This is a genomic window from Cupriavidus sp. FW305-F7, assembly GCF_058782875.1.
In genome coordinates this window covers 16,936-39,679 of record NZ_JBYSYC010000007.1, presented here as the reverse complement: position 1 = coordinate 39,679, position 22,744 = coordinate 16,936, and the positions used below count along the sequence as shown (strand labels likewise).

25 protein-coding genes are annotated in these 22,744 nt (G+C 67.2%); 9 read left to right on the top strand and 16 right to left on the bottom strand.

What is annotated here, in order from left to right; translation table 11 throughout:
• Positions 1–151: 151 nt before the first annotated feature.
• Positions 152–1,312, top strand: a complete 1,161-nt coding sequence (gene ftsY, locus AC3WL8_RS08635) for a signal recognition particle-docking protein FtsY (protein WP_013955457.1) — start codon at positions 152–154, stop codon at positions 1,310–1,312.
• Between the two features lie 72 nt (positions 1,313–1,384).
• Here the strand turns inward: ftsY and maiA are convergent, their stop codons facing one another.
• Positions 1,385–2,032 carry a maleylacetoacetate isomerase gene (maiA, locus tag AC3WL8_RS08630; protein ID WP_013955456.1) on the bottom strand — a complete coding sequence of 216 codons (648 nt, stop codon included), beginning with the start codon at positions 2,030–2,032 and terminating at the stop codon, positions 1,385–1,387.
• A gap of 4 nt (positions 2,033–2,036) precedes the next feature.
• Positions 2,037–2,738, bottom strand: a complete 702-nt coding sequence (locus AC3WL8_RS08625) for a fumarylacetoacetate hydrolase family protein (protein WP_211980669.1) — start codon at positions 2,736–2,738, stop codon at positions 2,037–2,039.
• A gap of 255 nt (positions 2,739–2,993) precedes the next feature.
• Here AC3WL8_RS08625 and AC3WL8_RS08620 point away from each other — a divergent pair, with 255 nt between their 5' ends.
• The 5 genes from AC3WL8_RS08620 to ybiB all read left to right on the top strand — a co-directional run bounded on the left by AC3WL8_RS08620 (position 2,994) and on the right by ybiB (position 8,184).
• Entirely contained in the window at positions 2,994–3,641 is a 648-nt protein-coding gene (locus AC3WL8_RS08620) for an ANTAR domain-containing response regulator (RefSeq protein ID WP_492378149.1), read from the top strand.
• A 365-nt stretch (positions 3,642–4,006) separates the two neighbouring features.
• On the top strand, positions 4,007–5,317 hold the full coding sequence (locus tag AC3WL8_RS08615; protein ID WP_013955453.1) for a CmpA/NrtA family ABC transporter substrate-binding protein: 1,311 nt from the start codon (positions 4,007–4,009) through the stop codon (positions 5,315–5,317).
• A gap of 51 nt (positions 5,318–5,368) precedes the next feature.
• On the top strand, positions 5,369–6,274 hold the full coding sequence (gene ntrB / locus AC3WL8_RS08610; RefSeq protein WP_249679039.1) for a nitrate ABC transporter permease: 906 nt from the start codon (positions 5,369–5,371) through the stop codon (positions 6,272–6,274).
• An 18-nt stretch (positions 6,275–6,292) separates the two neighbouring features.
• Positions 6,293–7,096 (top strand): ABC transporter ATP-binding protein, encoded by an 804-nt coding sequence (locus tag AC3WL8_RS08605; protein ID WP_013955451.1) that lies wholly within the window; start codon positions 6,293–6,295, stop codon positions 7,094–7,096.
• Positions 7,097–7,191: 95 nt separating this feature from the next.
• On the top strand, positions 7,192–8,184 hold the full coding sequence (gene ybiB, locus AC3WL8_RS08600; RefSeq protein ID WP_492378148.1) for a DNA-binding protein YbiB: 993 nt from the start codon (positions 7,192–7,194) through the stop codon (positions 8,182–8,184).
• A 19-nt stretch (positions 8,185–8,203) separates the two neighbouring features.
• Here the strand turns inward: ybiB and AC3WL8_RS08595 are convergent, their stop codons facing one another.
• Positions 8,204–9,079 (bottom strand): pirin family protein, encoded by an 876-nt coding sequence (locus AC3WL8_RS08595; RefSeq protein ID WP_211980664.1) that lies wholly within the window; start codon positions 9,077–9,079, stop codon positions 8,204–8,206.
• A 370-nt stretch (positions 9,080–9,449) separates the two neighbouring features.
• Here AC3WL8_RS08595 and rpoH point away from each other — a divergent pair, with 370 nt between their 5' ends.
• Entirely contained in the window at positions 9,450–10,346 is an 897-nt protein-coding gene (gene rpoH / locus AC3WL8_RS08590) for an RNA polymerase sigma factor RpoH (protein WP_371827408.1), read from the top strand.
• 106 nt (positions 10,347–10,452) lie between these two features.
• Here the strand turns inward: rpoH and AC3WL8_RS08585 are convergent, their stop codons facing one another.
• The 5 genes from AC3WL8_RS08585 to AC3WL8_RS08565 all read right to left on the bottom strand — a co-directional run bounded on the left by AC3WL8_RS08585 (position 10,453) and on the right by AC3WL8_RS08565 (position 14,737).
• Positions 10,453–11,073 carry an SCO family protein gene (locus tag AC3WL8_RS08585; protein WP_211980662.1) on the bottom strand — a complete coding sequence of 207 codons (621 nt, stop codon included), beginning with the start codon at positions 11,071–11,073 and terminating at the stop codon, positions 10,453–10,455.
• A gap of 128 nt (positions 11,074–11,201) precedes the next feature.
• Positions 11,202–12,146, bottom strand: a complete 945-nt coding sequence (cyoE, locus tag AC3WL8_RS08580; protein ID WP_013955446.1) for a heme o synthase — start codon at positions 12,144–12,146, stop codon at positions 11,202–11,204.
• Entirely contained in the window at positions 12,143–13,255 is a 1,113-nt protein-coding gene (locus tag AC3WL8_RS08575) for a COX15/CtaA family protein (RefSeq protein ID WP_492378147.1), read from the bottom strand. The genes cyoE and AC3WL8_RS08575 overlap by 4 nt, the downstream gene beginning before the upstream one ends.
• A 10-nt stretch (positions 13,256–13,265) precedes the next feature.
• The gene (locus AC3WL8_RS08570) at positions 13,266–13,916 is read right to left on the bottom strand and encodes an SCO family protein (protein ID WP_194946769.1); all 651 of its coding nucleotides are present in this window, start codon (positions 13,914–13,916) and stop codon (positions 13,266–13,268) included.
• Between the two features lie 53 nt (positions 13,917–13,969).
• On the bottom strand, positions 13,970–14,737 hold the full coding sequence (locus AC3WL8_RS08565; protein ID WP_492378146.1) for an SURF1 family protein: 768 nt from the start codon (positions 14,735–14,737) through the stop codon (positions 13,970–13,972).
• A gap of 75 nt (positions 14,738–14,812) precedes the next feature.
• On the opposite strand from AC3WL8_RS08565, the gene AC3WL8_RS08560 reads away from it, so the two are divergent.
• Positions 14,813–15,022 carry a twin transmembrane helix small protein gene (locus AC3WL8_RS08560; RefSeq protein WP_013955442.1) on the top strand — a complete coding sequence of 70 codons (210 nt, stop codon included), beginning with the start codon at positions 14,813–14,815 and terminating at the stop codon, positions 15,020–15,022.
• 129 nt (positions 15,023–15,151) lie between these two features.
• Here the strand turns inward: AC3WL8_RS08560 and AC3WL8_RS08555 are convergent, their stop codons facing one another.
• From AC3WL8_RS08555 to AC3WL8_RS08520, 8 genes are all read right to left on the bottom strand, one after another.
• The gene (locus AC3WL8_RS08555) at positions 15,152–16,012 is read right to left on the bottom strand and encodes a cytochrome c oxidase subunit 3 (protein ID WP_013955441.1); all 861 of its coding nucleotides are present in this window, start codon (positions 16,010–16,012) and stop codon (positions 15,152–15,154) included.
• Between the two features lie 144 nt (positions 16,013–16,156).
• A complete protein-coding gene (locus AC3WL8_RS08550; RefSeq protein WP_013955440.1) occupies positions 16,157–16,381 on the bottom strand; it encodes a DUF2970 domain-containing protein in 225 nt (74 codons plus the stop codon).
• Positions 16,382–16,420: 39 nt separating this feature from the next.
• Positions 16,421–17,032 carry a cytochrome c oxidase assembly protein gene (locus AC3WL8_RS08545; protein ID WP_153953195.1) on the bottom strand — a complete coding sequence of 204 codons (612 nt, stop codon included), beginning with the start codon at positions 17,030–17,032 and terminating at the stop codon, positions 16,421–16,423.
• A 17-nt stretch (positions 17,033–17,049) separates the two neighbouring features.
• Positions 17,050–17,181 (bottom strand): cytochrome oxidase small assembly protein, encoded by a 132-nt coding sequence (locus AC3WL8_RS08540; RefSeq protein ID WP_010814819.1) that lies wholly within the window; start codon positions 17,179–17,181, stop codon positions 17,050–17,052.
• 74 nt (positions 17,182–17,255) lie between these two features.
• Positions 17,256–18,863: a cytochrome c oxidase subunit I gene (ctaD, locus tag AC3WL8_RS08535; RefSeq protein WP_010814820.1), complete on the bottom strand. Its 1,608-nt coding sequence runs from the start codon at positions 18,861–18,863 to the stop codon at positions 17,256–17,258.
• Positions 18,864–18,901: 38 nt separating this feature from the next.
• Positions 18,902–20,164 (bottom strand): cytochrome c oxidase subunit II, encoded by a 1,263-nt coding sequence (coxB, locus tag AC3WL8_RS08530; protein ID WP_013955438.1) that lies wholly within the window; start codon positions 20,162–20,164, stop codon positions 18,902–18,904.
• A 58-nt stretch (positions 20,165–20,222) separates the two neighbouring features.
• Positions 20,223–20,732, bottom strand: coding sequence for a DUF2244 domain-containing protein (locus tag AC3WL8_RS08525; protein ID WP_013955437.1), 510 nt, complete (start codon positions 20,730–20,732; stop codon positions 20,223–20,225).
• 272 nt (positions 20,733–21,004) lie between these two features.
• The gene (locus AC3WL8_RS08520) at positions 21,005–21,958 is read right to left on the bottom strand and encodes a methyltransferase domain-containing protein (protein ID WP_193351035.1); all 954 of its coding nucleotides are present in this window, start codon (positions 21,956–21,958) and stop codon (positions 21,005–21,007) included.
• A gap of 70 nt (positions 21,959–22,028) precedes the next feature.
• Between AC3WL8_RS08520 and AC3WL8_RS08515 the strand changes: the two genes are divergently transcribed.
• Entirely contained in the window at positions 22,029–22,697 is a 669-nt protein-coding gene (locus AC3WL8_RS08515; RefSeq protein WP_492378145.1) for a ComF family protein, read from the top strand.
• Positions 22,698–22,744 lie beyond the last annotated feature (47 nt).

The window sequence follows — 22,744 nt, the reverse complement described above, 5'->3', positions numbered from 1 at the left end:
ATGTAGCGAACTATACGCAATCGCCGGCCGGGACCACAACGGTTTCTCCCCAGCCATCGCGACACCTGCGTAACCCATTGATTTATAACCGGTTGCCTGCTGGCATTGGCTGCCGCCAGGGTATCGCCCCCGGTATTGACTCCATTCCCCAATGTTTAGTTTCTGGAAGAAGCGCAAGGCCGAGCCCGCGCCCGTCGAGGCGCCAGCCCCGGCCCCCGCTCCGGTCGAGGTCCCCGCCCCTGTGCCGGCACCGGCCCCCACGCCTGCGCCAGTCCCTGCGCCCGCACCGGCACCGGTCCCAGCGCAAGTGCCACCCCCTGCCCCAGCGCCCGTGGCAGCCCCGGTCCCCGTGCCGGCGCCCGCACCGGCCGAAGCGCTCGAGCTGGTCCCGCCGCCCGCCCAGACCGCTGAAGCGAAGCTGGGCTGGATGCATCGGCTGCGTACCGGCCTGTCCAAGACCAGCCGCAACATCGGCACGCTGTTCGTCGGCGTCAAGGTCGACGAGGCCCTGTTCGAAGAACTGGAAACCGCGCTGCTGATGGCCGATGCCGGCGTCGAAGCCACCGAGTACCTGCTGGGCGAGCTGCGCAAGCGCGTCAAGGCCGAGCGCATCGAGACCGCTGAAGGCGTCAAGGCGGCACTGCGCGAGCTGCTGACCCAGCTGCTGCGCCCGCTGGAAAAGACCATGGCGCTGGGCCGCGAGCAGCCAATGGTGATGATGATCGCGGGCGTCAACGGCGCCGGCAAGACCACCAGCATCGGCAAGCTGTGCAAGCACTTCCAGCGCTATGACCAGAAGGTGCTGCTGGCCGCCGGCGACACCTTCCGCGCCGCCGCGCGCGAGCAGCTGACGATCTGGGGCGAGCGCAACAACGTCACCGTGGTGGCGCAGGAAAGCGGCGACCCGGCGGCGGTGATCTTCGACGCCGTCAATGCGGCCAAGGCGCGCGGCATCGACATCGTCATGGCCGACACCGCCGGCCGCCTGCCGACGCAGCTGCACCTGATGGAAGAGCTCAAGAAGGTCAAGCGCGTGATCAGCAAGGCTATGCCGAGCGCGCCGCACGAGGTGCTGCTGGTGATCGACGCCAATACCGGCCAGAACGCCCTGCAGCAAACCCGGGCCTTCGACGACGCGCTGGGCCTGACCGGGCTGATCGTAACCAAGCTCGACGGCACCGCCAAGGGCGGCATCCTGGCGGCGATCGCGCGCCAGCGCCCGGTGCCGGTCTACTTCATCGGCGTGGGCGAGAAAGTGGAAGACCTGCAACCGTTCAAGGCGGACGAGTTCGCCGACGCGCTGCTGGGATAAGGCCCGGCAACCTGCGCCAAGCAAAACGCCCCGGCAGTGCCGGGGCGTTTTGCCTTGCAGGCCTGCGAACGCTTATTCCGCGTCGGGCTGCGACTTCGGCTGCGCCTTCTGGAAGGCAGGCAGCTCCATGCAGGTTTCATAGATCCTGGCGATCGCCGGGTAGCGGGCCAGGTCGATATTGAAGCGCTGCGCGTTGAACACCTGCGGCACCAGGCAGATATCGGCCAGCGTGGGCGTATCGCCAAAACAGAAGCGCCCGGCCTTGCCGCCGCGCTCCAGGTTGGTCTGCAGCGACGCAAAGCCCAGCTCGATCCAGTGGTGGTACCACGCGTCCTTGACCTCGTCGGTCACGCCCACGGTGTGCTTCAGGTACTTCAGCACGCGCAGGTTGTTCAGCGGGTGGATCTCGCACGCGATCTCCTGGGCCAGTCCGCGCACATAGGCGCGGTCCAGCGCCGTGCCGGGCAGCAACTTCGGCTCGGGGTGGATCTCGTCCAGGTACTCGACGATGGCCAGCGATTGCTGCAGCACGTGCTCGCCGTCGACGAACGCCGGCACCAGGCCGTCAGGGTTCACGGCGCGGAATTCCGGCTTGAGCTGCTGGCCGCCTTCCTTGAGCAGGTGCACCGGCACATAGTCATAGGACAGCCCCTTGAGCTCCAGCGCAATGCGCACGCGGAACGAGGCCGAGCTGCGGAAATAGCTGTAAAGCTTGAGCATCGGATCAGACTACCTTGATGGTGAGATCGCCCACGCCGCCGACGTGGCAGTGCATGACATCGCCCTTGACCACGGGGCCCACGCCTTCGGGCGTGCCGCTGAAGATCAGGTCGCCCGGCTGCAGCTCGAACAGCTTCGACAGGTACGACACCATCTCCGGCACCGACCAGATCAGGTCGGACAGGTCGCCGCGCTGCTTTTCCACGCCGTTGACCGCCAGCGTCACTGCGCCCTTCTCTGGATGGCCGATGGCCGACACCGGCACGATCGGGCCGATCGGCGCGGACTGGTCGAAGGCCTTGCCGGTCTCCCAGGGGCGGCCGGTTTTCTTCGATTCGTTCTGCAGGTCGCGGCGGGTCATGTCCAGGCCCACGGCGTAGCCGAACACGTGGCCGGCCGCCTGGTCGACCGGGATGTCGCGGCCGCCCTTGCCGATCGCCACCACCAGCTCCACTTCATAGTGGCAGTTGCTGGTGCCCGGCGGGTACGGGAAGGCGCCTTCGGTGCCGTCGGCGACATAGCTGACCGCATCGGACGGCTTGCAGAAGAAGAACGGCGGCTCGCGGTCGGGGTCCGAGCCCATTTCACGGGCGTGGGCAGCATAGTTGCGGCCGACGCAGTACACGCGCCGGACCGGGAAGCTAGCGTTGCTGCCGCGCACCGGCACGCCAACGGGCGCGGGCGGGGCGAACACGAATTCGGTCATGCATCTCTCCAGATTTGTTCTGATCAGTGCTGCGGCGCAGGGATGCGGGGTTGCGGGATGCAGCCACTCGCGGCGTCGCCAGCAGACGCGCCCGGCGCAGCAGGGCAACAGGATACACCGCGAGAGTTGGCTCTGCGTACGACCGCATACAATGAATCCAGGCATCCTCGCAGCGCCACCGCACCGGACTGGCGCAGGTGACCGGATACTTACCCGGCGCGAATCTTGCATGGCGCACTGCAACAGAGCCTAGCCATGACACGACGCCACCCGCCCCCATCGCCCACCCCCGCCGCACCTGCCCCGCCGACTGCCGGCGGCCGGGTGTTGCGGATCCTGCTCGTGCGGGACCCGCATGACGCCGACCCGCTAAACGTCGAGATCATCCGCGGCGGGCTGGTCAGCGCGGGCTTTACCGAGATCCAGATCGTCGATGCCGACCTGCGCCTGCCGGATGTGATCACGGCCACCCAGCCCGACATGCTGATCATCGCGTCCGAATCCGCCGCGCGCGACACCATCGAGCATGTCTGCGTCTCGACCCAGCATGCGCCGCGCCCGATCGTGCTGTTCACCGATAACGACGACAGCCAGCGCATCAAGGCAGCGCTGACGGCGGGGATCACCGCCTATATCGTCGACGGCCTGCGCGCCGAGCGCGTCAAGACCGTGCTCGACGTGGCCTACGCTCGCTTTGAACTGGACCAGCAGCTACGCGCCGAGCTCGATGCCACCCGGCTCAAGCTGGCCGAGCGCAAGGTGGTCGAGCGCGCCAAGGGGCTGCTGATGCAGGCGCGCGGCCTCAGCGAGGACGAGGCCTACAAGCGCCTGCGCAGCATGGCGATGGAGCGCGGCCTGAAGCTGGTGGACGCGGCCCAGCGCGTGATCGACGTGATGGGCTGAGCCGCTTCCGCCTGCCAGTCGTGGTGCGCTGCCGCACGCGACTGGTGCAATGCACGCTCCTGGCGCTGCCGCGCGGCGTCACCTCCCTCCCCGGCTCCCCCGAATGTGGCAGCGGCGACCGCGCGCGCACCGCATCCGACCATTCCCTCCCGATCCGTCACAAATCCGCCCTCGAATGCTGCACTGCACAGGCTGGCATACGCCTTGCGTTATGCAGGTATCGGCCAACGGCGGCCGACCAACCATTTCGGCGGACACGGCCAACGCGGGCTGCGTCACGCCACGGACAACGGCGTCCCTGCGCCGCACCGGTCTTCTGGCGAAGCCGGTCGCGGCAGGGACGCCTTTTTTCTTGGAGCCATGCAATGCCCTCTCGCCTCAGGATTGCCAAGCCGCTGCACGCAGCCGTCCACGTTTCCGACGCGGCTGCCGACGCCGTCCCGGCCAGCAGCGGCCGCCGCCGCGTGCTGGCCACCATCGCCGGCGCCAGCGTGATGACGCTGGTCGATCCGCTGGTGCGCGCCGGTGCGTGGGCTGCGGGCTCGGATGCGCCCGAGAAGACCGATGTGCGCATCGGCTTTATCCCGCTGACCGACTGCGCCTCGGTGGTGATGGCCGCCACGCTCGGGCTGGACAAGAAATACGGCATCAAGATCACGCCGACCAAGGAAGCCTCGTGGGCCGGCGTGCGCGACAAGCTGGTCAACGGCGAGCTGGACGCGGCGCACGTGCTGTATGGCCTGATCTACGGCGTGCAGCTGGGCATCGGCGGTCCGAAAAAAGACATGGCCGTGCTGATGAACCTGAACCACAACGGCCAGGCCATCACGCTGTCGTCCAAGCTCGCCGAGAAAGGCGTGAAGGACGGCGCCAGCCTGAAGGCGCTGATGATGAAGGAGAAGCGCGACTACACCTTCGCCCAGACCTTCCCCACCGGCACGCATGCGATGTGGCTGTACTACTGGCTGGCAGCCAACGGCATCAACCCGATGCAGGACGCCAAGGCGATCACGGTGCCGCCGCCGCAGATGGTGGCCAATATGCGCGTGGGCAATATGGACGGCTTCTGCGTGGGCGAGCCCTGGGGCGCGCGCGCCATCGCCGACAAGATCGGCTTCACCGCCGAGACCACGCAGGCCATCTGGAAGAGCCACCCCGAAAAGACCCTGGGCACCACCGCCGAATTCGTGCAGAAATACCCCAACACCGCGCGCGCGATGGTGGCCGCGGTGCTGGAGGCATCGAAGTTCATCGATGCGTCGGCCTCCAACCGCCGCAAGACCGCCGAGACCATCGCCGCCAAGTCCTACGTCAACACCGACATGGACATCATCCTGGACCGCATGCTGGGCCGCTACACCAACGGCCTGGGCAAGACCTGGGACGACCCCGACGCGATGAAGTTCTACCAGGACGGCAGCGCCAACTACCCGTACCTGTCCGACGGCATGTGGTTCCTGACCCAGCACAAGCGCTGGGGCCTGCTGAAGGAACATCCGGACTATCTCGCCGTGGCCAGGCAGGTCAACCGCATCGACGTCTACAAGCAGGCCGCCGCCGCCGCCCAGGTGCCGCTGCCCAAGAGCGACATGCGCAGCGCCAAGCTGATCGACGGCGTGGTCTGGGACGGCAAGGACCCCAAGGCCTACGCCGACGGTTTCAAGATCAAGGCCTGACGCAAGCCTTCCCCCACTGATCCGCAGTGCCCCTGACGAAAGGAGCCAGACGTGAATGCCATAGCCCACACTACGCCCGATGGTGCAACTGTAGCCGCCAGCGCCGACCCCGACACCAAGGAGCGGGCGCGCCGGCGCGAGCAGGAAATCGCCGCGCAGGCCCGGCGTGCGCAACGCCGCGAAGCGGTCGCCGCGCTGGTGCTCAAGGCCGTGCCGCCGGTACTGGGTTTTGCCCTGTTCGTGCTGGCCTGGCACGGCATCGCCACGATGATCCCGGCCATCCCCACGCCGCAGGCCACATGGAACGCCGCGGTGCCGCTGTTTGCCGACCCGTTCTACCGCAACGGGCCCAATGACCAGGGCATCGGCTGGAACGTGCTGGCATCGCTGGCGCGCGTCGCGGCGGGCTTCGGCCTGGCCGCGCTGGTCGGCATCCCGGCCGGCTTCCTGATCGGGCGCTTTGCCTTCCTGAACGCGATGACCGCGCCGGTGATCAGCCTGCTGCGCCCGGTCTCGCCGCTGGCGTGGCTGCCGATCGGCCTGCTGCTGTTCAAGGCCGCCAACCCGGCCGCGATCTGGGCGATCTTTATCTGCTCAATCTGGCCGATGGTGATCAACACCGCGGTGGGCGTCACGCGCGTGCCGCAGGACTACCTGAACGTGGCGCGCGTGCTGGACCTGTCGGAATGGAAGGTATTCACGCGGGTGCTGTTCCCCGCAGTGCTGCCCTACATGCTGACCGGCGTGCGGCTGTCGATCGGCACCGCGTGGCTGGTGATTGTCGCGGCCGAGATGCTGACCGGCGGCACCGGCATCGGCTTCTGGCTGTGGGACGAATGGAACAACCTGAAGGTCGAGCACATCGTGATCGCGATCTTCGTGATCGGCATCATCGGGCTGCTGCTCGAGCACGCGCTGCTGGCGCTGGCCCGGCGCTTCAGCTACGGCACCAACTGATACGCGGGGAGAATCGCCATGGACAAGTTCGTCAGCATCGAAAACGTCGGCCAGACCTTCAAGACCCGCAAGGGCCCGTTCGTCGCCCTGCGCGATATCAACCTGCAGATCGCCGAGGGCGAGTTCATCACGCTGATCGGCCATTCCGGCTGCGGCAAGTCCACACTGCTGAACCTGGTCGCGGGACTGGCCACGCCCACCACCGGCGCGCTGATCTGCGCCGGGCGCGAGATCGCCGGGCCGGGGCCAGAGCGCGCGGTGGTGTTCCAGAACCATTCGCTGCTGCCGTGGCTGACGTGCTTCGAGAACGTCTACCTGGGCGTGGAGCGCGTCTTCGCCGCCAACGAGAGCAAGCCGCAGCTCAAGGCGCGCACGCATGACACGCTGGCGCTGGTGGGCCTGACGCACGCCGAGAACAAGTACCCGCATGAAATCTCCGGCGGCATGAAGCAGCGCGTGGGCATTGCCCGCGCGCTGGCGATGGCGCCCAAGGTGCTGCTGATGGACGAGCCCTTCGGCGCGCTCGATGCGCTCACGCGCGCGCACCTGCAGGACGAGCTGATCAAGATCGTGGCGCGCACTCGCAGCACGGTGGTGATGGTGACCCACGACGTCGACGAGGCCGTGCTGCTGGCCGACCGCATCGTGATGATGACCAATGGCCCGGCCGCCACCATCGGCGAGATCCTGAAGGTGGGCCTGCCGCGCCCGCGCGACCGCGTCGCGCTGGCCGACGACAAGGCCTATCACGCCTGCCGCACCGCGGTGCTGGACTTCCTCTACCGCAAGCAGCGCAACCCGGCGCTGCAGGAAGCCGCGTAGTTTCCTCAGGAGGCGATGCGCGGTGACCGGCGGCGGTGGGCGCGGCGGCCTGGCTCCGCTATCATGAACCCAGAACAGACTACCCCCACGCCGCCATGACCACGCCAGCCACGTCCTTCCCTGCTGCCCGCTATATCAAGGAGATCGGCCGCGGCGTCAACGGCGCGCGCGCGCTGCCCCGCGAAGACGCGCAGGCCCTGTTCGACGCCATGCTGGCCGGGCGCGTCTCCGACCTGGAGCTTGGCGCCATCCTGATGGCCTACCGCATCAAGGGCGAGGCCCCGCACGAGCTGGCGGGCATGCTGGAAGCCGCCCATGCGCACTGCCAGCCGCTGCTGGCGCCGCCTGACCGGCAGGTGGTGGTGATCCCCAGCTACAATGGCGCGCGCAAGCAACCCAACCTGGTGCCGCTGCTGGCGCTGCTGCTGGCGCGCGAAGATGTCCCCGTGCTGGTGCACGGCACGCGCCTGTTCAATGGCCGCGTGACTAGCATGACGCTGTTCGAGGCCCTGGGCGTGCCCTTGTGCGCGACGACCGACGAGGCCTCGGCACGGCTGCGCGAGGGCAGCGACCTCGGGCCGCTCGCGGTGTTGCCGGTGGATGTGCTGTCGCCCGGGCTGTCGCAGCTGCTGGAGCGGCGCACCGTGATCGGCCTGCGCAATTCGGCGCATACGGTGGCCAAGATGCTGCAGCCGGTGGGCGAGCATTCGCCCGCGGAAGGGTTGCGCCTGTACAGCTACACCCACCCCGAATACCGCGAGACGCTGACCGACTACTTCTCGCATGAGCCCGCCAACGTGCTGCTGGCACGCGGCACCGAGGGCGAAGTGGTGGCCGATGCGCGCCGCACCAGTCGCATCGACTGGCTGCATGAGGGGCACCAGCAGACGCTGGTCGATCCGGCCGTGGGTTCACTGGCCGAAGTACCTGAACTGCCGCCCGGCAGCGACGCCGGCCAGACCGTGGCCTGGATCCGGCGCGTGCTGGACGGCGCGGTGCCGGTGCCGGCACCGATCGCGATCCAGGTCGATGCCATCCGCGAATGCCTGCGGCAAGGCACCCACGTGACCTGGGCCAGCCCGGTCTGAGCCAGCCCCGGGACCGCTGTCAGGCCTTGCGCGGAGGCAGCGGGATGCGCTCGGTCTCGCCCGGCACGTGCGGGAACTGATCGTCCTCCCAGCGCTGGGCGGCAGCCTCGATCGCCACCTTGCTGCTGGCAACGAAATTCCAGTAGATAAAGCGGTGCCCGTCGGTCGGGTCGCCGCCCAGCAGCATCACGCGCGACGGCGCCGTGGCCGTCAGCGTCGCGGGCTGGCCCGGCGTGAGCACCACCATATGCTCGGCCGGCAGCGGCTCGCCGTCGAGCGCCACCGCGCCATCCACCGGATAGACGCCCCGTTCGGCATGCTCGGCCGGGATCTCCACGCTCGCGCCCGCATCCAGCTCGATCGCCACATACAGGGTGCGGCTGAAGACCTTGACCGGAGAGACCTGGCCAAAGGCATCGCCCGCAATCACCACCATGCGCACGCCCGGCCGCTCGATCTGCGGCAGCGTGGCAGCGGGATGGTGGAAGAACGACGGCTCGGCACCCTCATGCTCCTGCGGCAGTGCCACCCAGGTCTGGATGCCGTGCAGCCGGGCCCCGGCGGGGCGCACATGCTCGGGCGAGCGTTCCGAGTGCACGATGCCGCGCCCGGCGGTCATCCAGTTGACGTCGCCTGGGCGGATCGCTTGGTCGCTGCCCAGGCTGTCGCGGTGGATGATCTCGCCCTCGAACAGGTAGGTGACCGTGGCCAGCCCGATATGGGGATGCGGACGCACATCAGCGCCGGCGCCCGGCGGCAGCTGCACCGGCCCCATATGGTCGAAGAAAATAAACGGCCCGACGGTCTGGGTAGCGGCGGCGGGCAACAGCCGGCGCACGGTAAAATCGCCCAGGTCGCGCACATGCGGCTTGAGCAAGTGTTCGATAGCAGACATAACTCCTCCGGTGGAATGAGAGAGGCTCGCAAGGATGCCAGCGCGCCGCAGGTGGGTCGAGTGTAGCCGCTGCTGCAACAAATCATTGCAGCAGCGGGCAGAACCCCCGTGCCCCGCGCCGCTCTAATATCCTGTGCGCCGAACCGTGGGTATCGTTTCCGCCGCTCGAAGCGGTAAGTAGCTATGCTATCCGCAAGAGCAATCGAGTGGAACTATCACGGCCATCGGGACTCCAATTAGCACTCACCCGGCCTGAGTGCTAATATGTGTTGCAGTGCCGCCGACCCAAGAGGCGCGGCACACCGGCAACCGAACCGCCGGATGCGAAAGGAGCCATTGAGTGAACGCAGTCTTGTCTGCCGACCAAACCCTGAATAACCGTCTGCCGACGGCACCCCGGAGCACGGGCAGCTTTGCGCTGACCTTCCCGGCCACCGTTGGCAACCTCGACAGCTATATCCAGGCTGTCCACCGGATTCCGTTGTTGACCGCGGAGGAAGAGCAGCGCCTGGCGCGCGAGCTCCGCGACCACGACTCCGTTGATGCTGCCCGCCAGATGGTGATGTCCCACCTGCGCCTGGTGGTGTCGATTGCCCGCCAGTACCTGGGCTACGGCCTGCCCCACGCCGACCTGATCCAGGAAGGCAATATCGGCCTGATGAAGGCGGTCAAGCGCTTCGACCCCGACCAGGGCGTGCGCCTGGTGTCGTACGCGATGCACTGGATCAAGGCCGAGATCCACGAATACGTGCTGAAGAACTGGCGCATGGTCAAGGTGGCCACCACCAAGGCCCAGCGCAAGCTGTTCTTCAACCTGCGCAGCCACAAGCAGGGCGCACACACGTTCACGCCGGAGCAGGTCGAGGCCGTGGCGCGCGAGCTGAACGTCAAGCCCGAAGAAGTGATGGAGATGGAAACCCGCCTGTCGGGCGGCGACCTGGCGCTGGAAGGCCAGATCGACGACGGCGAAGAGGAATTCGCCCCCATCGCCTACCTGGCGGACAACCACAACGAGCCCACCCGCGTGCTGGAAGCCAAGCGCCACGACCGCATGCAGGTCGAGGGTCTGGAAGAGGCGTTGGCCAAGCTGGACGAACGCAGCCGCCGCATCATCGAGGCGCGCTGGCTGCACGTCGAGGACGATGGCTCGGGCGGCTCCACGCTGCATGAGCTGGCTGACGAGTTCGGCGTCTCGGCCGAGCGCATCCGCCAGATCGAGGCCGCGGCCATGAAGAAGATGAAGGGGGCGCTGCAGGCGTTCGCCTGACCCGCTCCCCCAGCCATGCAAAAGGCCGGTCCACTGGACCGGCCTTTTTGTTGCCCGCGAGGGGACAAGTGCGACGTTATGCCGCACCCCTTCCCTCCCTTTCACATCACGACAGCAGCTGTTTCAGGTCGTGCGCGATCGGATCCGGACCCTGGCCGTGGCGGATGAACAGCCGCAGCTTGCCCTCCGGATCGAACACATAGCTGCCCGCGGAGTGGTCCACCGTGTAGTTGCTCGGGGAGCTGCCCGGCACCTTGGCATAGAACACCTTGAAGTCCTTGGTCACCTTCTGCAGTGCGGCTTCGTCGGCCGGGCGCAACCCCAGGAAGCGCGCATCGAAGGCCGGCACGTACTGGGCCAGCAGCGCCTGCGTGTCGCGTTCCGGATCGACCGTGACGAACAGCACCTGCACGCGGTCGGCGTCCGGGCCCAGTTTCTCCATCACCGCCTTCAGTTCGGCCATCGTGGTCGGGCACACGTCCGGGCAGTGGGTGTAGCCGAAGAACATCACCACCGCCTTGCCCTTGAAGTCGGCGATGGTGCGCACCTTGCCGTGATGGTCGGTCAGCGAGAAGTCCTTGCCGAAGTCCGCCGCGCCGGTGATGTCGACATTGCGGAACGAGACCTTCTGCTGCCCGCAGGCAGCCACGGCCAGCGCAAGCGCGGCCAGCAGGGAAAAGCGGCGGAAGGCGGCGAACAGGCCGGAGGCGGGGCTTAGGCGGGGCATGCGGCGGAAACCGGTCAGGGGTGGGAGGAAACGGCGGCACCGGAGGGCGGCGACATCACGCAGTATCGCCGATCGTGTCGCCACGCTGCGCCGGCCGCGACAAGATGCCGCAGCCGGTGGGCCACAGGTCAGACCTGGGGCACGAACTTGAAGTAGTGGTCGACCAGCAGCGCGGCAAACAGCAGCGACAGGTACAGGATCGAGAAGCGGAAGGTGCGCTGCGCCAGTTCGTCTGAATAGTTGCGGTACATCTTCCAGGCATAGGCCAGGAAACCCGCGCCCAGCGCCAGCGCGGCCGCCAGGTAGATATAGCCGCTCATGCCGTAGACAAAGGGCAGCAGCGTCGCGGCGATCATGATCAGCGTGTACAGCAGGATATGCAGCAGCGTATAGCGCTCGCCGTGCGTGACCGGCAGCATCGGCAGGCCGGACTTGGCGTAGTCGGCGCGGCGGTACAGCGCCAGTGCCCAGAAGTGCGGCGGGGTCCAGGTGAAGATGATCAGCACCAGGAACCAGGCCTCGGCCGGCACCTCGCCCGCCACCGCGGCCCAGCCCAGCGCCGGCGGCATCGCCCCGGACAGTCCGCCGATGACGATGTTCTGCGGCGTGGCCGGCTTGAGCAGGATGGTGTAGACCACCGCGTAGCCGAGGAAGGTGGCAAAGGTCAGCCACATCGTCAGGTCGTTGGCGTAGACGTGCAGCAGCCACATGCCGGCGCCGCCCAGGATGGCGGAGAACACCAGGGTCTGCGGCGTGGTGATCTCGCCGGTGGCCGACGGGCGCCACGCGGTGCGGCGCATCAGCGCGTCGATCTTCTGCTCGACCAGGCAATTGATGGCAAAGGCCGCACCGGCCAGCAGCCAGATGCCGGCGGCGCCGCCGATCAGCACGCGCCACGGCACCATGCCGGGCGTGGCAAGGAACATGCCGATGATGGCGCAGAACACGGCCAGCTGCGTCACGCGCGGCTTGGTCAGGGCGGCGTATTGTCGGGCAAGGTGCCGTATCCGGCTCAACTTGCCCAGCGAATGGGGGTGGGTAGCGGTAACCACGGAAGGGGTCTTGTCTTTCATGTGGCGCGGGCGGCGTTCGGCACGGCAGCGGGGGTGCCGGCGGCCCGCATGGTGAGCCCTGCGAGCCCTGTATTGTAGTGGAGGCGGACCAGCAGCAGCAGGAGCAGCGCCGCGCCGCCGTTGTGCGCAACCGCGGCCACCAGCGGCCAGTCGAACACGATATTGGACATCCCGGTGGCCAGTTGCAGCACCAGCGTGCCCAGCAGCCAGCCGGCCGCGCGCGCGAGCCCTTCAAGCCGGCGCGCGCGCAGGCCAAGCCACGCCAGGTAGCCCAGCACGACAAAGGCAAAGCCGCGGTGGACCCAGTGGATCGCCACCAGCGCCGCGTGCGGGATGTAGTCGCCGTCGGCGGTCATGCCCAGCTGGCGCCACAGCGTGAAGCCGTGGGGGAAATCCATCTCGGGCACCAGCTGGCCGTTACACAGCGGGAAGTCGGTACAGGCCAGCACCGCGTAGTTGGTGCTGACCCAGCCGCCCAGGAAGATCTGGATCACCAGCAGCAGCAGGCCGATGCGCACCGGCCAGCGCAGGCGCGCGGCCTGCGCCGCGACCGGGTGCGGCGGATCGTTGCGCGAGCCCAGCTGGATCAGCACGGCCAGCAGGGCCATGCCCAGCATCAGGTGCGTGACCACGATGACGGGCTGCAGCTTCAGGGTCACAGTGAAGGCGCCGAACGCGCCCTGCACGCACACCAGCAGCAGCACCCCGGTGGCGAACCACGGCGACTGCTTCAGCTCGCGCCGCTTGACCCACGCCAGCACCATCAGCGTGATGATCAGCACCCCGACCGCCATGGCGAAGTAGCGGTGGATCATCTCGATCCACGCCTTGGCCAGCGTCACCGGGCCGCTGGGCAGCGCGGTCTCGGCCGCGCGGATCGGCTCCATCGCGGCGTGCGGGTTGGAGTGCCCGTAGCAGCCGGGCCAGTCCGGGCAGCCCAGGCCGGAGTCGGTCAGGCGCGTGAAGCTGCCGAACATGATCAGGTCCAGCGTCAGGAACGCCGTGATCCAGGCGAGCTTGCGGTACTTGTTGCGGTCCCCTTTCACCAGCACGTAGGACAGCGGAAACAGCGCGATCAGGATGCCGATGATGGCCAGTTGCAGCAGCATGCCGTCCCCTTTAGCCGATGCGCGAGACCTTGAGCAGCTTCTTCAGGTCGCCGCTCATCTTCTTGGGGTCCGGGTCCTGCGGGAAACGCATCATCAGGTTGCCCAGCGGGTCGACCAGGAACAGGGTGTCCTCGGCGCGCTTGCCGGGTTCGGCCGGCAGCCACTGCTGGGCGGCCTGGCGGTCGATGCGCAGGAAACGCACACCGGCGTAGGGCTCGTTGTAGGCGGCGGTGAGACGCTCGTCGATCTTGCCATCATCGGTCACCAGCCACACCGGCACGATCCGTTCGCGGTCCTGGCCCTGCCCGGCGCGGATCTGGCGGATGGTGAAGAGCTTCTTCGCGCAGGCCTCGTCGCAGGCGGACGGATCGGCGGTCACCAGCAGCCATTTGCCGCGGAACTGCTCCAGCGGCACGGCACGACCCTGCTCGTCGGTGACGCGCACCGGCGGCATCGGCCGCTGCGGGTCGACCAGCGCGCCGTAGTTGGTGGCGCCACCGCGCGGCTTGATCACGTAGTAGGTGAAGTAAGAGGCAATCACCGGCGACGCGCACACCAGCAACAGCATCAGCATCTGCAGGCGGCCGCGGCGCGTGCGCGCATCGATGCGGGTATCCGGCGGCGAGGCCGCGGCGGCCGGGGCGGAGTCTTGCTGTGCCATGGAGTACGTCTGTCCTTTGTCTTCGGCGAGCGCATGCGCCCGGTTCATTCGAGTTACGGTGCGGCCACCCGGCGCGCGCGGCGCCAGCCCAGCACGGCCACCAGCACCACCGTCAGCGCGGCCAGCCCGAACCACTGGAAGGCATAGCCGTAGTGTCGGTCCGCGCCCAAGTCGGCCGGGGCCCAGTCGCGCGCCAGGCCATCGCCGGTGTCGCTGCGCTGCTCCAGCACCAGCGGGTGCAGCGCCAGGCCGGTTTCGGCCGCATAGGCAGCGATGTCCAGGTTCTGGCGGATCTTGCTGCCAGCGGCGTCCTGGCCCAGGCTATAGACCCGCGGCACGGCCGCCAGTGCCGTGCCTTCGATCGTTACCTCGCCCTCGGGCGTGGGGAACGGCGCAATCCTGGTGCGGTCCTGGGCATCGCGCGGCAGCCAGCCGCGCAGCACCAGCACCGCCTGCATGGCGCCGGCGGCACCTGCTGGCGCTGGCGAGGCGGCTGAAATCCGCAGCGGCGTCAGCACCAGGAAGCCGGCGCGGCTATCCCCGGGGCTGCTGCCATTGCCGTGGGGGCGATTATCCAGCAATACGGTGCGGGCCGTGTCAAAGCGCCCGGTCACGCGGACCGTGCGGTCGGTCACAACTTGCGGCAGCGGCGCCGTGCCCAGCAACACCGGCGGCTGCGCCGACAGCGCCTGCAGCCGCGCCGCGCGCGCCTCTTTGTCGTGCGCGCGGTTGAGCTGCCAGTTGCCCAGCGCGCAGGTCACGGCGATCACCACCAGCGCGGCGGCCAGCGGCAGCGGGCTGAACCTGCGGCGCACTGTCATCGCCAGGCGGGACCACAACGCGGGCCGGTGCGATAATGGGTTTTTCCGTCGCTCTTTGCCCCGACCTGCCCCGCCATGCGCATTGTCATCATCGTTGCCTTCATCCTGATCATCGCCAGCCTGGCCTCCGCCCTGTTCTTCATGATGCGCGACCGCGGCACGACGCCCAACATGATGCGCTCGCTGATGCTGCGTGTCGGGTTCTCGGTGGCGCTGTTCCTGTTCATCCTGTTCTCGAACTGGATGGGCTGGATCCACAGCACGGGCATCCGCATGGCGCCCTGAACGCCAGGACGCGGGCAGCAGGCCCGCAAAAGACAAACGCCGCAGGCTGGACAACCTCCTGCGGCGTTTCTCTTTTGCGTTGGCGCCGGCCGCCCCCGAGGGGCGCGCCGGCGGGTACGGCAGCCGGATTTACAGCCAGTACACCACGACGTAGAGGAACAGCCACACCACGTCAACAAAGTGCCAGTACCAGGCAGCGCCTTCGAATGCAAAGTGGTGATCAGGCGTGAAGTGGCCCTTCAGCACGCGGATCAGCACCACGGTCAGCATGATAGCGCCCATGGTCACGTGGAAGCCGTGGAAGCCGGTCAGCAGGAAGAAGGTCGAGCCGTAGATGCCCGAGGACAGCTTCAGGTTCAGTTCCGAGTAGGCGTGCATGTACTCGTACACCTGGAAGCACATGAAGACCGCGCCCAGCAGGATGGTCAGCGACAGGCCCTGGATCAGCTGGCTGCGCTTGCCGGCCAGCAGCGCGTGGTGCGCCCAGGTCAGCGTCAGGCCGGACATCAGCAGCAGTGCGGTGTTGATGGTCGGGATCGGCCACGGACCCATGGTCTGGAAGCTTTCCACCACGCCGGCCGGGCCGGTGTTGGGCCACACCGCGGCAAAGTCGGGCCACAGGATCTTGTTGTTCAGGTCGCCCAGCCACGGCATGGCGATGGTGCGGGCATAGAACAGCGCGCCGAAGAAAGCCGCGAAGAACATCACCTCCGAGAAGATGAACCAGCCCATCGACCAGCGGAACGACAGGTCGATGTTCTTGCCGTACATGCCGCCTTCGGACTCGCTGATGGCGTCGCCAAACCAGCTCTTGAGCACGAACAGGAACCACAGCAGGCCGAAGCCGCACAGGTACGGCGCCCAGGGCTGCCCGTTTACCCAACCGGCGGCTCCCGCGCCCGTCATCAGCAGGCCGAAGCTTGCCGTGATCGGGTGGCGCGACGGGCCCGGTACGAAGTAGTACGGAGCGTTTGCGCGATTCGCACTCATTCTTTTATCTCCAGCTCAGAGTCTTTGATTCAGTATTCGTGATCCGCGCTTTGGCACTGCGGGCCGCCCCCTCCTCTGGGCCGGCCCCGCCGCCGCGGTTGCTTTGTTCTGCGACTGCTTTTGTTGTCTACCCTTCCTGCCCTGCTATCCCGCTGCCTGTCCCACCACGATGCGCACGATGACCACCAGCACCGCGATGAAGATGGCCGCCGCGATCACGCCTGCGATCACCACATGCACCGGGTTTAACCGGGCCATGTCGCGCTCGTGCTCGGCGCCTTTGCGCAGGCCGATGAACGACCACAGCACCGCGCGCATGGTTTGCGCGAACGACATCTTGCGCTTGACCGCGTCCTTCATCTCATCCATCGCCCGTCCTCCTCAGCCCCGGCATGCACCGCAGCCGTCTCAGATGCCCTTGCCGGCCGGTGCCGGCTGCGGCGCCACCTGGCCCTCGGGCGCCTGCGCCACCGGCGCACCCACCTCGAAGAAGGTGTACGACAGCGTAATACTCTTCACATCTTTGGGCAGCGCGGGATCGATCACGAACACCACCGGCATCTCGCGCGCCTCTTTCGCCTTGAGCGTCTGCTGCTTGAAGCAGAAGCACTCCAGCTTCATGAAATACTGGGTCGCCTGCTTGGGCGCGTAGCTCGGGATGGCCTGCGCCGAGATATCGCGCGGCTGCCCGTTGGCCACCTCATAGACGATCGTCGCCATCTCGCCCGGGTGCACTTCCATGCTGTTCTTCACCGGCCGGAAGGCGAAGGGCCCGCGCGCGTTGGAGTCGAACTCCACCGTGATGGTGCGGCTCTTGTCGACCTGCGTGTTCTTCACCGCGCCGTGCAGCTCGCGCGTGGTGATCACGTTGATGCCGGTGATCTCGCAGATCTTCTTGTACAGCGGCACCAGCGCATAGCCGAAGCCGAACATCACGGCCACGATCACGACCAGGCGCAGCATCATGCCGCGGTTGAACCGCTTGTCCGCTTCCCTGCCAGCCTGCTGGTCGTTGCTCATCTCGCTACCCTGCCGCCTCAGCCAAGAAACATCATCTTGGCGAAGAACCCCAGAAAGAAAACCACCACGATCGACAGCAGGATCAGGCCAAGGCGGCGGTTGGCGGCCTTCTGGTCCGGGCGTGATGGGCTTTTGTCTGGAGACTGCATAGTTGCTTCTGTTGCCTGCCGGCGCAGGAGGCGGACGCTGCCGCCTCCCGCTGCCTGATTACGCTGGCCGCGCCTTAGCGGACCTGCGGGGGAACTTCAAAGGTGTGGAACGGCGCCGGCGACGGCACGGTCCACTCCAGGCCCTCGGCGCCATCCCAGGGCTTGTCGGCGGCCTTCTCGCCACCGCGGTACGACGGCAGCACCACGAAGAAGAAGAAGTACACCTGCATCAGGCCGAAGCCCAGCGCACCGATCGACGCGATCGCGTTGAAATCCGCGAACTGGGTCGGATAGTCGGCATAGCGACGCGGCATGCCGGCCAGACCCAGGAAGTGCATCGGGAAGAAGGTGACATTGAAGAAGATGATCGAGCCCCAGAAGTGGATCTGGCCGCGGGTTTCGTTGTACATGAAACCGCTCCACTTCGGACCCCAGTAGTAGAAGCCCGCGAACAGCGCGAACAGCGAGCCGGCCACCAGCACATAGTGGAAGTGCGCCACGATGAAGTAGGTGTCCTGCAGCTGGATGTCGATCGGGGCCACGGCCGGCATCAGGCCGGTGAAGCCGCCGATGGTGAACACGAAGATGAAGCCGATCGAGAACAGCATCGGGGTCTCGAAGGTCATCGAGCCGCGCCACATGGTGGCGATCCAGTTGAAGATCTTCACGGCGGTGGGCACCGCGATCAGCATGGTCGCGTACATGAAGAACAGCTGGCCGGTCACCGGCATGCCGGTCGTGAACATGTGGTGGGCCCACACGATGAACGACAGGATGGCGATCGAGGCGGTGGCGTACACCATCGAGCTGTAGCCGAACAGGCGCTTGCGGGCAAACGCCGGCACCACCTGCGAGACGATCCCGAAGGCCGGCAGGATCATGATGTACACCTCGGGGTGGCCGAAGAACCAGAAGATGTGCTGGTACATCACCGGGTCGCCGCCGCCGGCGGCCGAGAAGAAGCTCGTGCCGAAATGGCGGTCGGTCAGCACCATGGTGATGGCGCCAGCCAGCACGGGCATCACGGCGATCAGCAGGTAGGCGGTGATCAGCCAGGTCCAGCAGAACATCGGCATCTTCATCAGCGTCATGCCCGGGGCGCGCATGTTGAGGATGGTCACGATGATGTTGATCGAGCCCATGATCGACGACGCACCCATGATGTGCATCGCGAAGATGGCCATGTCCATGCCCGGGCCCATCTGCACCGACAGCGGCGCGTACAGGGTCCAGCCGGCGGCGGTGGCGCCGCCCGGGACCAGGAACGAGCCGGCCAGCAGCAGCGCGGCCGGCGGCATCAGCCAGAAGCTGAAGTTGTTCATGCGCGCGAACGCCATGTCGGACGCGCCGATCTGCAGCGGGATCATCCAGTTGGCGAAGCCGACGAAGGCCGGCATGATCGCGCCGAACACCATCACCAGGCCGTGCATGGTGGTGAACTGGTTGAACAGCTCGGGGCGGAAGAACTGCAGGCCCGGCTCGAACAACTCCAGGCGGATCAGCAGTGCCAGCAAGCCGCCCGATAGCAGCATGATGAACGAGAACAGCAGGTACAGCGTACCGATGTCCTTGTGGTTGGTCGCGAACAGCCAGCGGCGCCAGCCATGCGGGTGGTCGTGCGCGTGGTCGTCATGCGCGTGATCGTGCGGATGGGCGAGCGCGTCCGGGGTAGCAGTACTCATCGCAAATGCTCCTCTAATCCTGTTCTGTCTTCAGCGGGTCAGCCCGCGACGCGGTTGCCCGCGAGGCTGGCCTGCTTGTCAGCCTTGTCGGCCGGCTTGGCTTCGGCCTTCGGCGCTTCGCCGCCGGCCGCGCCGCCGCCCTCGGGGAACTTGCCCGCGCGGGCACCCACGAAGTCGCTCGGCTGGATCACTTCACCCGTCTTGTTGCTCCAGGCGTTGCGCGTATAGGTCATGACCATGGCCAGCTCGGTATCCGAGAGCTGCTTCCACGACGGCATGCCGCCCTTGCCCTCGAGCAGGATGTGCATCTGGCCGGCCTTGGGGCCGTTCACCACCTTGGAGCCGTCCAGCGCCGGGAAGGCGCCGCCGCCCTTGCCGTTGGGCTGGTGGCAGACCGCGCAGTTGGCTGCGTAGATCTTCTCGCCGCGCACCTTGGCCTCGTCCAGCGTCCAGGTCTTGTTGGGATCGTCGGCCTTGGCCGCCAGCTCCTTCTTCTTGCCGTCGACCCACTTGGTGTAGTCGGCGTCCGAAACCACGCGCACCACGATCGGCATGAAGGCGTGTTCCTTGCCGCACAGCTCGGCGCACTGGCCGCGGTACACGCCGATCTTCTCGGCCTTGAACCAGGTGTCGCGCACAAAGCCGGGGATCGCATCCTGCTTGACGCCGAAGGCCGGGATCATCCAGGCGTGGATCACGTCGTTGGCAGTGGTAACGATGCGGATCTTCTTGTTGACCGGCACGACCAGCTCGTTGTCCACCTCCATCAGGTAGGTGTTCGACTTGGGCTGCTCGTTGTTGATCTGCTCGCGCGGGGTGGTCAGGGTCGACACGAAGGAGATGCCTTCGCCTTCGCCCTTCAGGTAGTCATAGCCCCACTTCCACTGGTAGCCGGTGGCCTTGATGGTGACGTCGGAGTTGGTGGTGTCCTTCATCGCCACCACGGTCTTGGTCGCCGGCAGGGCCATCGCAATCACGATGATGAACGGGACGATGGTCCAGATCACTTCGACCGTGATGCTCTCGTGGAAGGCAGCAGGCTTCGCACCCTTGGACTTGCGGTGCTTGAAGACGGAATAGAACATCACGCTGAATACCGCGATGAAGATCACCGTGCACATGATCAGCATCATCCAGTTCAGCCAGTGAATCTGTTCGGCGATCTTGGTAACCGGCTCGGTCAGGTTGAGCTGGCGCACGGCGGGGCCGCCCGGCATGTCGCTGACCGCGGACGCCGTCTGGCTGGCAAGCAGGGACGCGCCGGCCAGACAAACTGCGGATGCCTTCTTCCACATTTTCATTTGTTATCTACCCAATTTACAGATTCAAATCTGTCCCCGCCGCCGCCACCGCCGCCTCTCAGAGGCGGCGCAAGGCCGCTGCGAGCTCCTGCGCGAACTTGCGTCGCCGGTACGGGTCCACGTAACACCCCACCTGTACCTCACGCCCGCCCGAGCGCAGCGTCACCAGCGCGCGGAACGATTCACCCAGTTCGACCCGCACCCAGCGCGGGTTGAATTCCCGGCGCGTCACCTTTGTGCCGCTGGCTGTCTCCACGACCAGCATGCCGTCGGTAATGCTGACGCGCTCATAGTCTGTCGCATGGCGCGCATACACCAGCAGCGCGATCCCCAGCCCGATCAGCTCGATGCTGGCAAATGGCAGCACGAGCCAGGACCCTTGCCACGCGAAAAACAACGCGATGGCAAGCGAAACCGTGAGGATCGAGAGGTAAAACCAGCCGACCTGGCGTGGAGACAGCGAGCAATTCCGCTTCATCAGCCAGTCGTGGGGCGCGGGGAGAGGTCCGTCGAGATTTCCGCCGGAGTCACCACCTGCCGTCTGGAGTGCGATACCCAAGTCTTGCATCGCCAACCACTCTGCATCGGATGCACACCCGGGACGATGGCGCCCGGGCCGCACAGTGCAAGTGCAAAACCAGGACGTTCTTGTGCCAGGGGACCACTGCGACAAACTGGCGCATTATAGGGCGCTTCCTATACACGGACAAGGGCGCGCCTTGACCGGACGGCTTGCGCGCCGCTTGATTCTGTGCATAGGGAAGAGCCCCGCCATCGCCCTGCCCGCCGCGCCGGTGCTATGTTTGCGGCAATCCCGCACCGGCGCAAGTTAACTCTGTTTTAACTTGTCCGGCGCGGCCTTGCACGGCCGATCTGGTCCAGCGGCACCACCGCGCGGCCCTGGTCGTCGACCGCCTGGCCGCCACGCGGGGCCAGCTTCCAGGCGTGGCCGTAGACGATCTCGAAGGTGAGCGGGATCACGCCGTCGGCGTTGCGCCGCCGCTCCAGCGCCTGCGCCAGCGCCTGGTACCAGCCGCGGCCGCGCAGGCCCTGCGGCAGCGCAGCGGCCGGCCCGCGCAGGCCGCCGAAGGCCTGCACCTCGCGCAGCAGCGTGGCGGGGGACTCGTAGGTCACGGTCAGCGTCTCCATGTCCATCACCGGGGTGGACCAGCCGCTGTGCACCAGCATGTCGCCGATATCGTGCATGTCGACAAAGCGCAACGTATGGGGAGCTTCGTCGACTTCGGCAAAGGCCGCGCGCAGCTCCTTCAGGGTGTCCGGGCCGAACAGCGAGAACAGCACCAGCCCTTCGTCGCGCGCCACGCGGTGCCACTCCGGGAACACGCGGTGCGGCTCCGGATGCCAGTGCAGCGCCAGGTTGGACCACAGCAGGTCGAAGCTCGCGGGCGCAAAAGGCAGTGTGGCAAGATCGCCCTGGACCAGGTCAAAGAGCGGCCGCTTGCCCAGCATGCGGCCGATCCAGCCGGGCCGGCGCTGCGGGTCGCGCTGGCCGGCCTCGGCCAGCATCGCGCCGGAGATGTCCAGCCCGGCAATCTGCGCATCCGGGAAGCGGTCGCGCAGCCCGGCCAGGCCCTGACCGTGGCCGCAGCCGATATCCAGCGCGCGCTGCGGCGCCAGGCGGATCACTTCCATGCGCTCCTGCATGCGGCGGCCGATTTCGCCCAGCAGGAAGTCCAGCTGGCCGAAGCCGCGGCTGCGCCGGTCGAAGGCGAGCCGGGTCAGGCGCGCGGGGGGCAGGAAGGCATCGGGGGAATCAGCGGCATGCAGGGACACGGGCAGACAGGGCAGCAAGAAAATCAGGAACCGGCGCGGGGGCAGATACAGGATCAGGCCCGGGCGCCGGATGAACGCGGCCGCGGCGCCCGATGGGCTGCGGCCGGACGGCAAGTATACGCGCGCGCCGCGCTGGCTGCCGGCGCCGCCGGCAAGGTGCTGGCCGGCCTGCGCGCTGGCGCTGGGGCGCCACTTCCACTGCCCGGCCTGCGCCGCATCGCCCCCGGCATTCGATCACGCCCACACGCTGGGCGACTACGCGTCGCCCCAGGACCAGCTGGTGCTGGCGCTCAAGTTCGGCCACGCGCTGCCACTGGCGGGCTGGCTCGCGGCCCGGCTGGCCGCGGGGCTGCCGGGGGCTTGGGCCGGCGCCCGGCGGGCGCCGCCCGACCTGATCGCACCCATCCCCCTGTCACCGCAGCGGCTGGCCGCGCGTGGTTTCAACCAGGCCTGGGAAATCGCGCGGCCGCTGGCGCGCCACTTGGGCCTGCGCGCCGACCCGGTGCTGCTGCAGCGCCAGCGCGACACCGGCAGCCAGCGCGCGCTGGACCTGGCCGCCCGGCAGGTGAACCTGCGCGGCGCCTTCCGGCTGGCGCGCGCCGTGCGGCTGGACGGCCTGCACGTGGCGCTGGTGGACGATGTGATGACTTCCGGCGCCACCGTGCACGAAGCCGCCAGCGTGCTCAAGGCGCATGGCGCGGCCCGCGTCAGCGTGATCGTCGCGCTGCGCACGCCGTAGCTTTGGATGACACTGGCCGGTGCGCGCGGTAAGCTGCGCACCGTTCT

Bases quoted from the DNA above. Each gene is read 5' to 3' on its own strand.
- ftsY (WP_013955457.1), top strand. From the start codon at position 152: ATGTTTAGTTTCTGGAAGAAGCGCAAGGCCGAGCCCGCGCCCGTCGAG.
- maiA (WP_013955456.1), bottom strand. From the start codon at position 2,032: ATGCTCAAGCTTTACAGCTATTTCCGCAGCTCGGCCTCGTTCCGCGTG.
- AC3WL8_RS08625 (WP_211980669.1), bottom strand. From the start codon at position 2,738: ATGACCGAATTCGTGTTCGCCCCGCCCGCGCCCGTTGGCGTGCCGGTG.
- AC3WL8_RS08620 (WP_492378149.1), top strand. From the start codon at position 2,994: ATGACACGACGCCACCCGCCCCCATCGCCCACCCCCGCCGCACCTGCC.
- AC3WL8_RS08615 (WP_013955453.1), top strand. From the start codon at position 4,007: ATGCCCTCTCGCCTCAGGATTGCCAAGCCGCTGCACGCAGCCGTCCAC.
- AC3WL8_RS08605 (WP_013955451.1), top strand. From the start codon at position 6,293: ATGGACAAGTTCGTCAGCATCGAAAACGTCGGCCAGACCTTCAAGACC.
- ybiB (WP_492378148.1), top strand. From the start codon at position 7,192: ATGACCACGCCAGCCACGTCCTTCCCTGCTGCCCGCTATATCAAGGAG.
- AC3WL8_RS08595 (WP_211980664.1), bottom strand. From the start codon at position 9,079: ATGTCTGCTATCGAACACTTGCTCAAGCCGCATGTGCGCGACCTGGGC.
- AC3WL8_RS08585 (WP_211980662.1), bottom strand. From the start codon at position 11,073: ATGCCCCGCCTAAGCCCCGCCTCCGGCCTGTTCGCCGCCTTCCGCCGC.
- cyoE (WP_013955446.1), bottom strand. From the start codon at position 12,146: ATGAAAGACAAGACCCCTTCCGTGGTTACCGCTACCCACCCCCATTCG.
- AC3WL8_RS08575 (WP_492378147.1), bottom strand. From the start codon at position 13,255: ATGCTGCTGCAACTGGCCATCATCGGCATCCTGATCGCGCTGTTTCCG.
- AC3WL8_RS08570 (WP_194946769.1), bottom strand. From the start codon at position 13,916: ATGGCACAGCAAGACTCCGCCCCGGCCGCCGCGGCCTCGCCGCCGGAT.
- AC3WL8_RS08565 (WP_492378146.1), bottom strand. From the start codon at position 14,737: ATGACAGTGCGCCGCAGGTTCAGCCCGCTGCCGCTGGCCGCCGCGCTG.
- AC3WL8_RS08560 (WP_013955442.1), top strand. From the start codon at position 14,813: ATGCGCATTGTCATCATCGTTGCCTTCATCCTGATCATCGCCAGCCTG.
- AC3WL8_RS08555 (WP_013955441.1), bottom strand. From the start codon at position 16,012: ATGAGTGCGAATCGCGCAAACGCTCCGTACTACTTCGTACCGGGCCCG.
- AC3WL8_RS08550 (WP_013955440.1), bottom strand. From the start codon at position 16,381: ATGGATGAGATGAAGGACGCGGTCAAGCGCAAGATGTCGTTCGCGCAA.
- AC3WL8_RS08545 (WP_153953195.1), bottom strand. From the start codon at position 17,032: ATGAGCAACGACCAGCAGGCTGGCAGGGAAGCGGACAAGCGGTTCAAC.
- AC3WL8_RS08540 (WP_010814819.1), bottom strand. From the start codon at position 17,181: ATGCAGTCTCCAGACAAAAGCCCATCACGCCCGGACCAGAAGGCCGCC.
- ctaD (WP_010814820.1), bottom strand. From the start codon at position 18,863: ATGAGTACTGCTACCCCGGACGCGCTCGCCCATCCGCACGATCACGCG.
- coxB (WP_013955438.1), bottom strand. From the start codon at position 20,164: ATGAAAATGTGGAAGAAGGCATCCGCAGTTTGTCTGGCCGGCGCGTCC.
- AC3WL8_RS08525 (WP_013955437.1), bottom strand. From the start codon at position 20,732: ATGCAAGACTTGGGTATCGCACTCCAGACGGCAGGTGGTGACTCCGGC.
- AC3WL8_RS08515 (WP_492378145.1), top strand. From the start codon at position 22,029: ATGAACGCGGCCGCGGCGCCCGATGGGCTGCGGCCGGACGGCAAGTAT.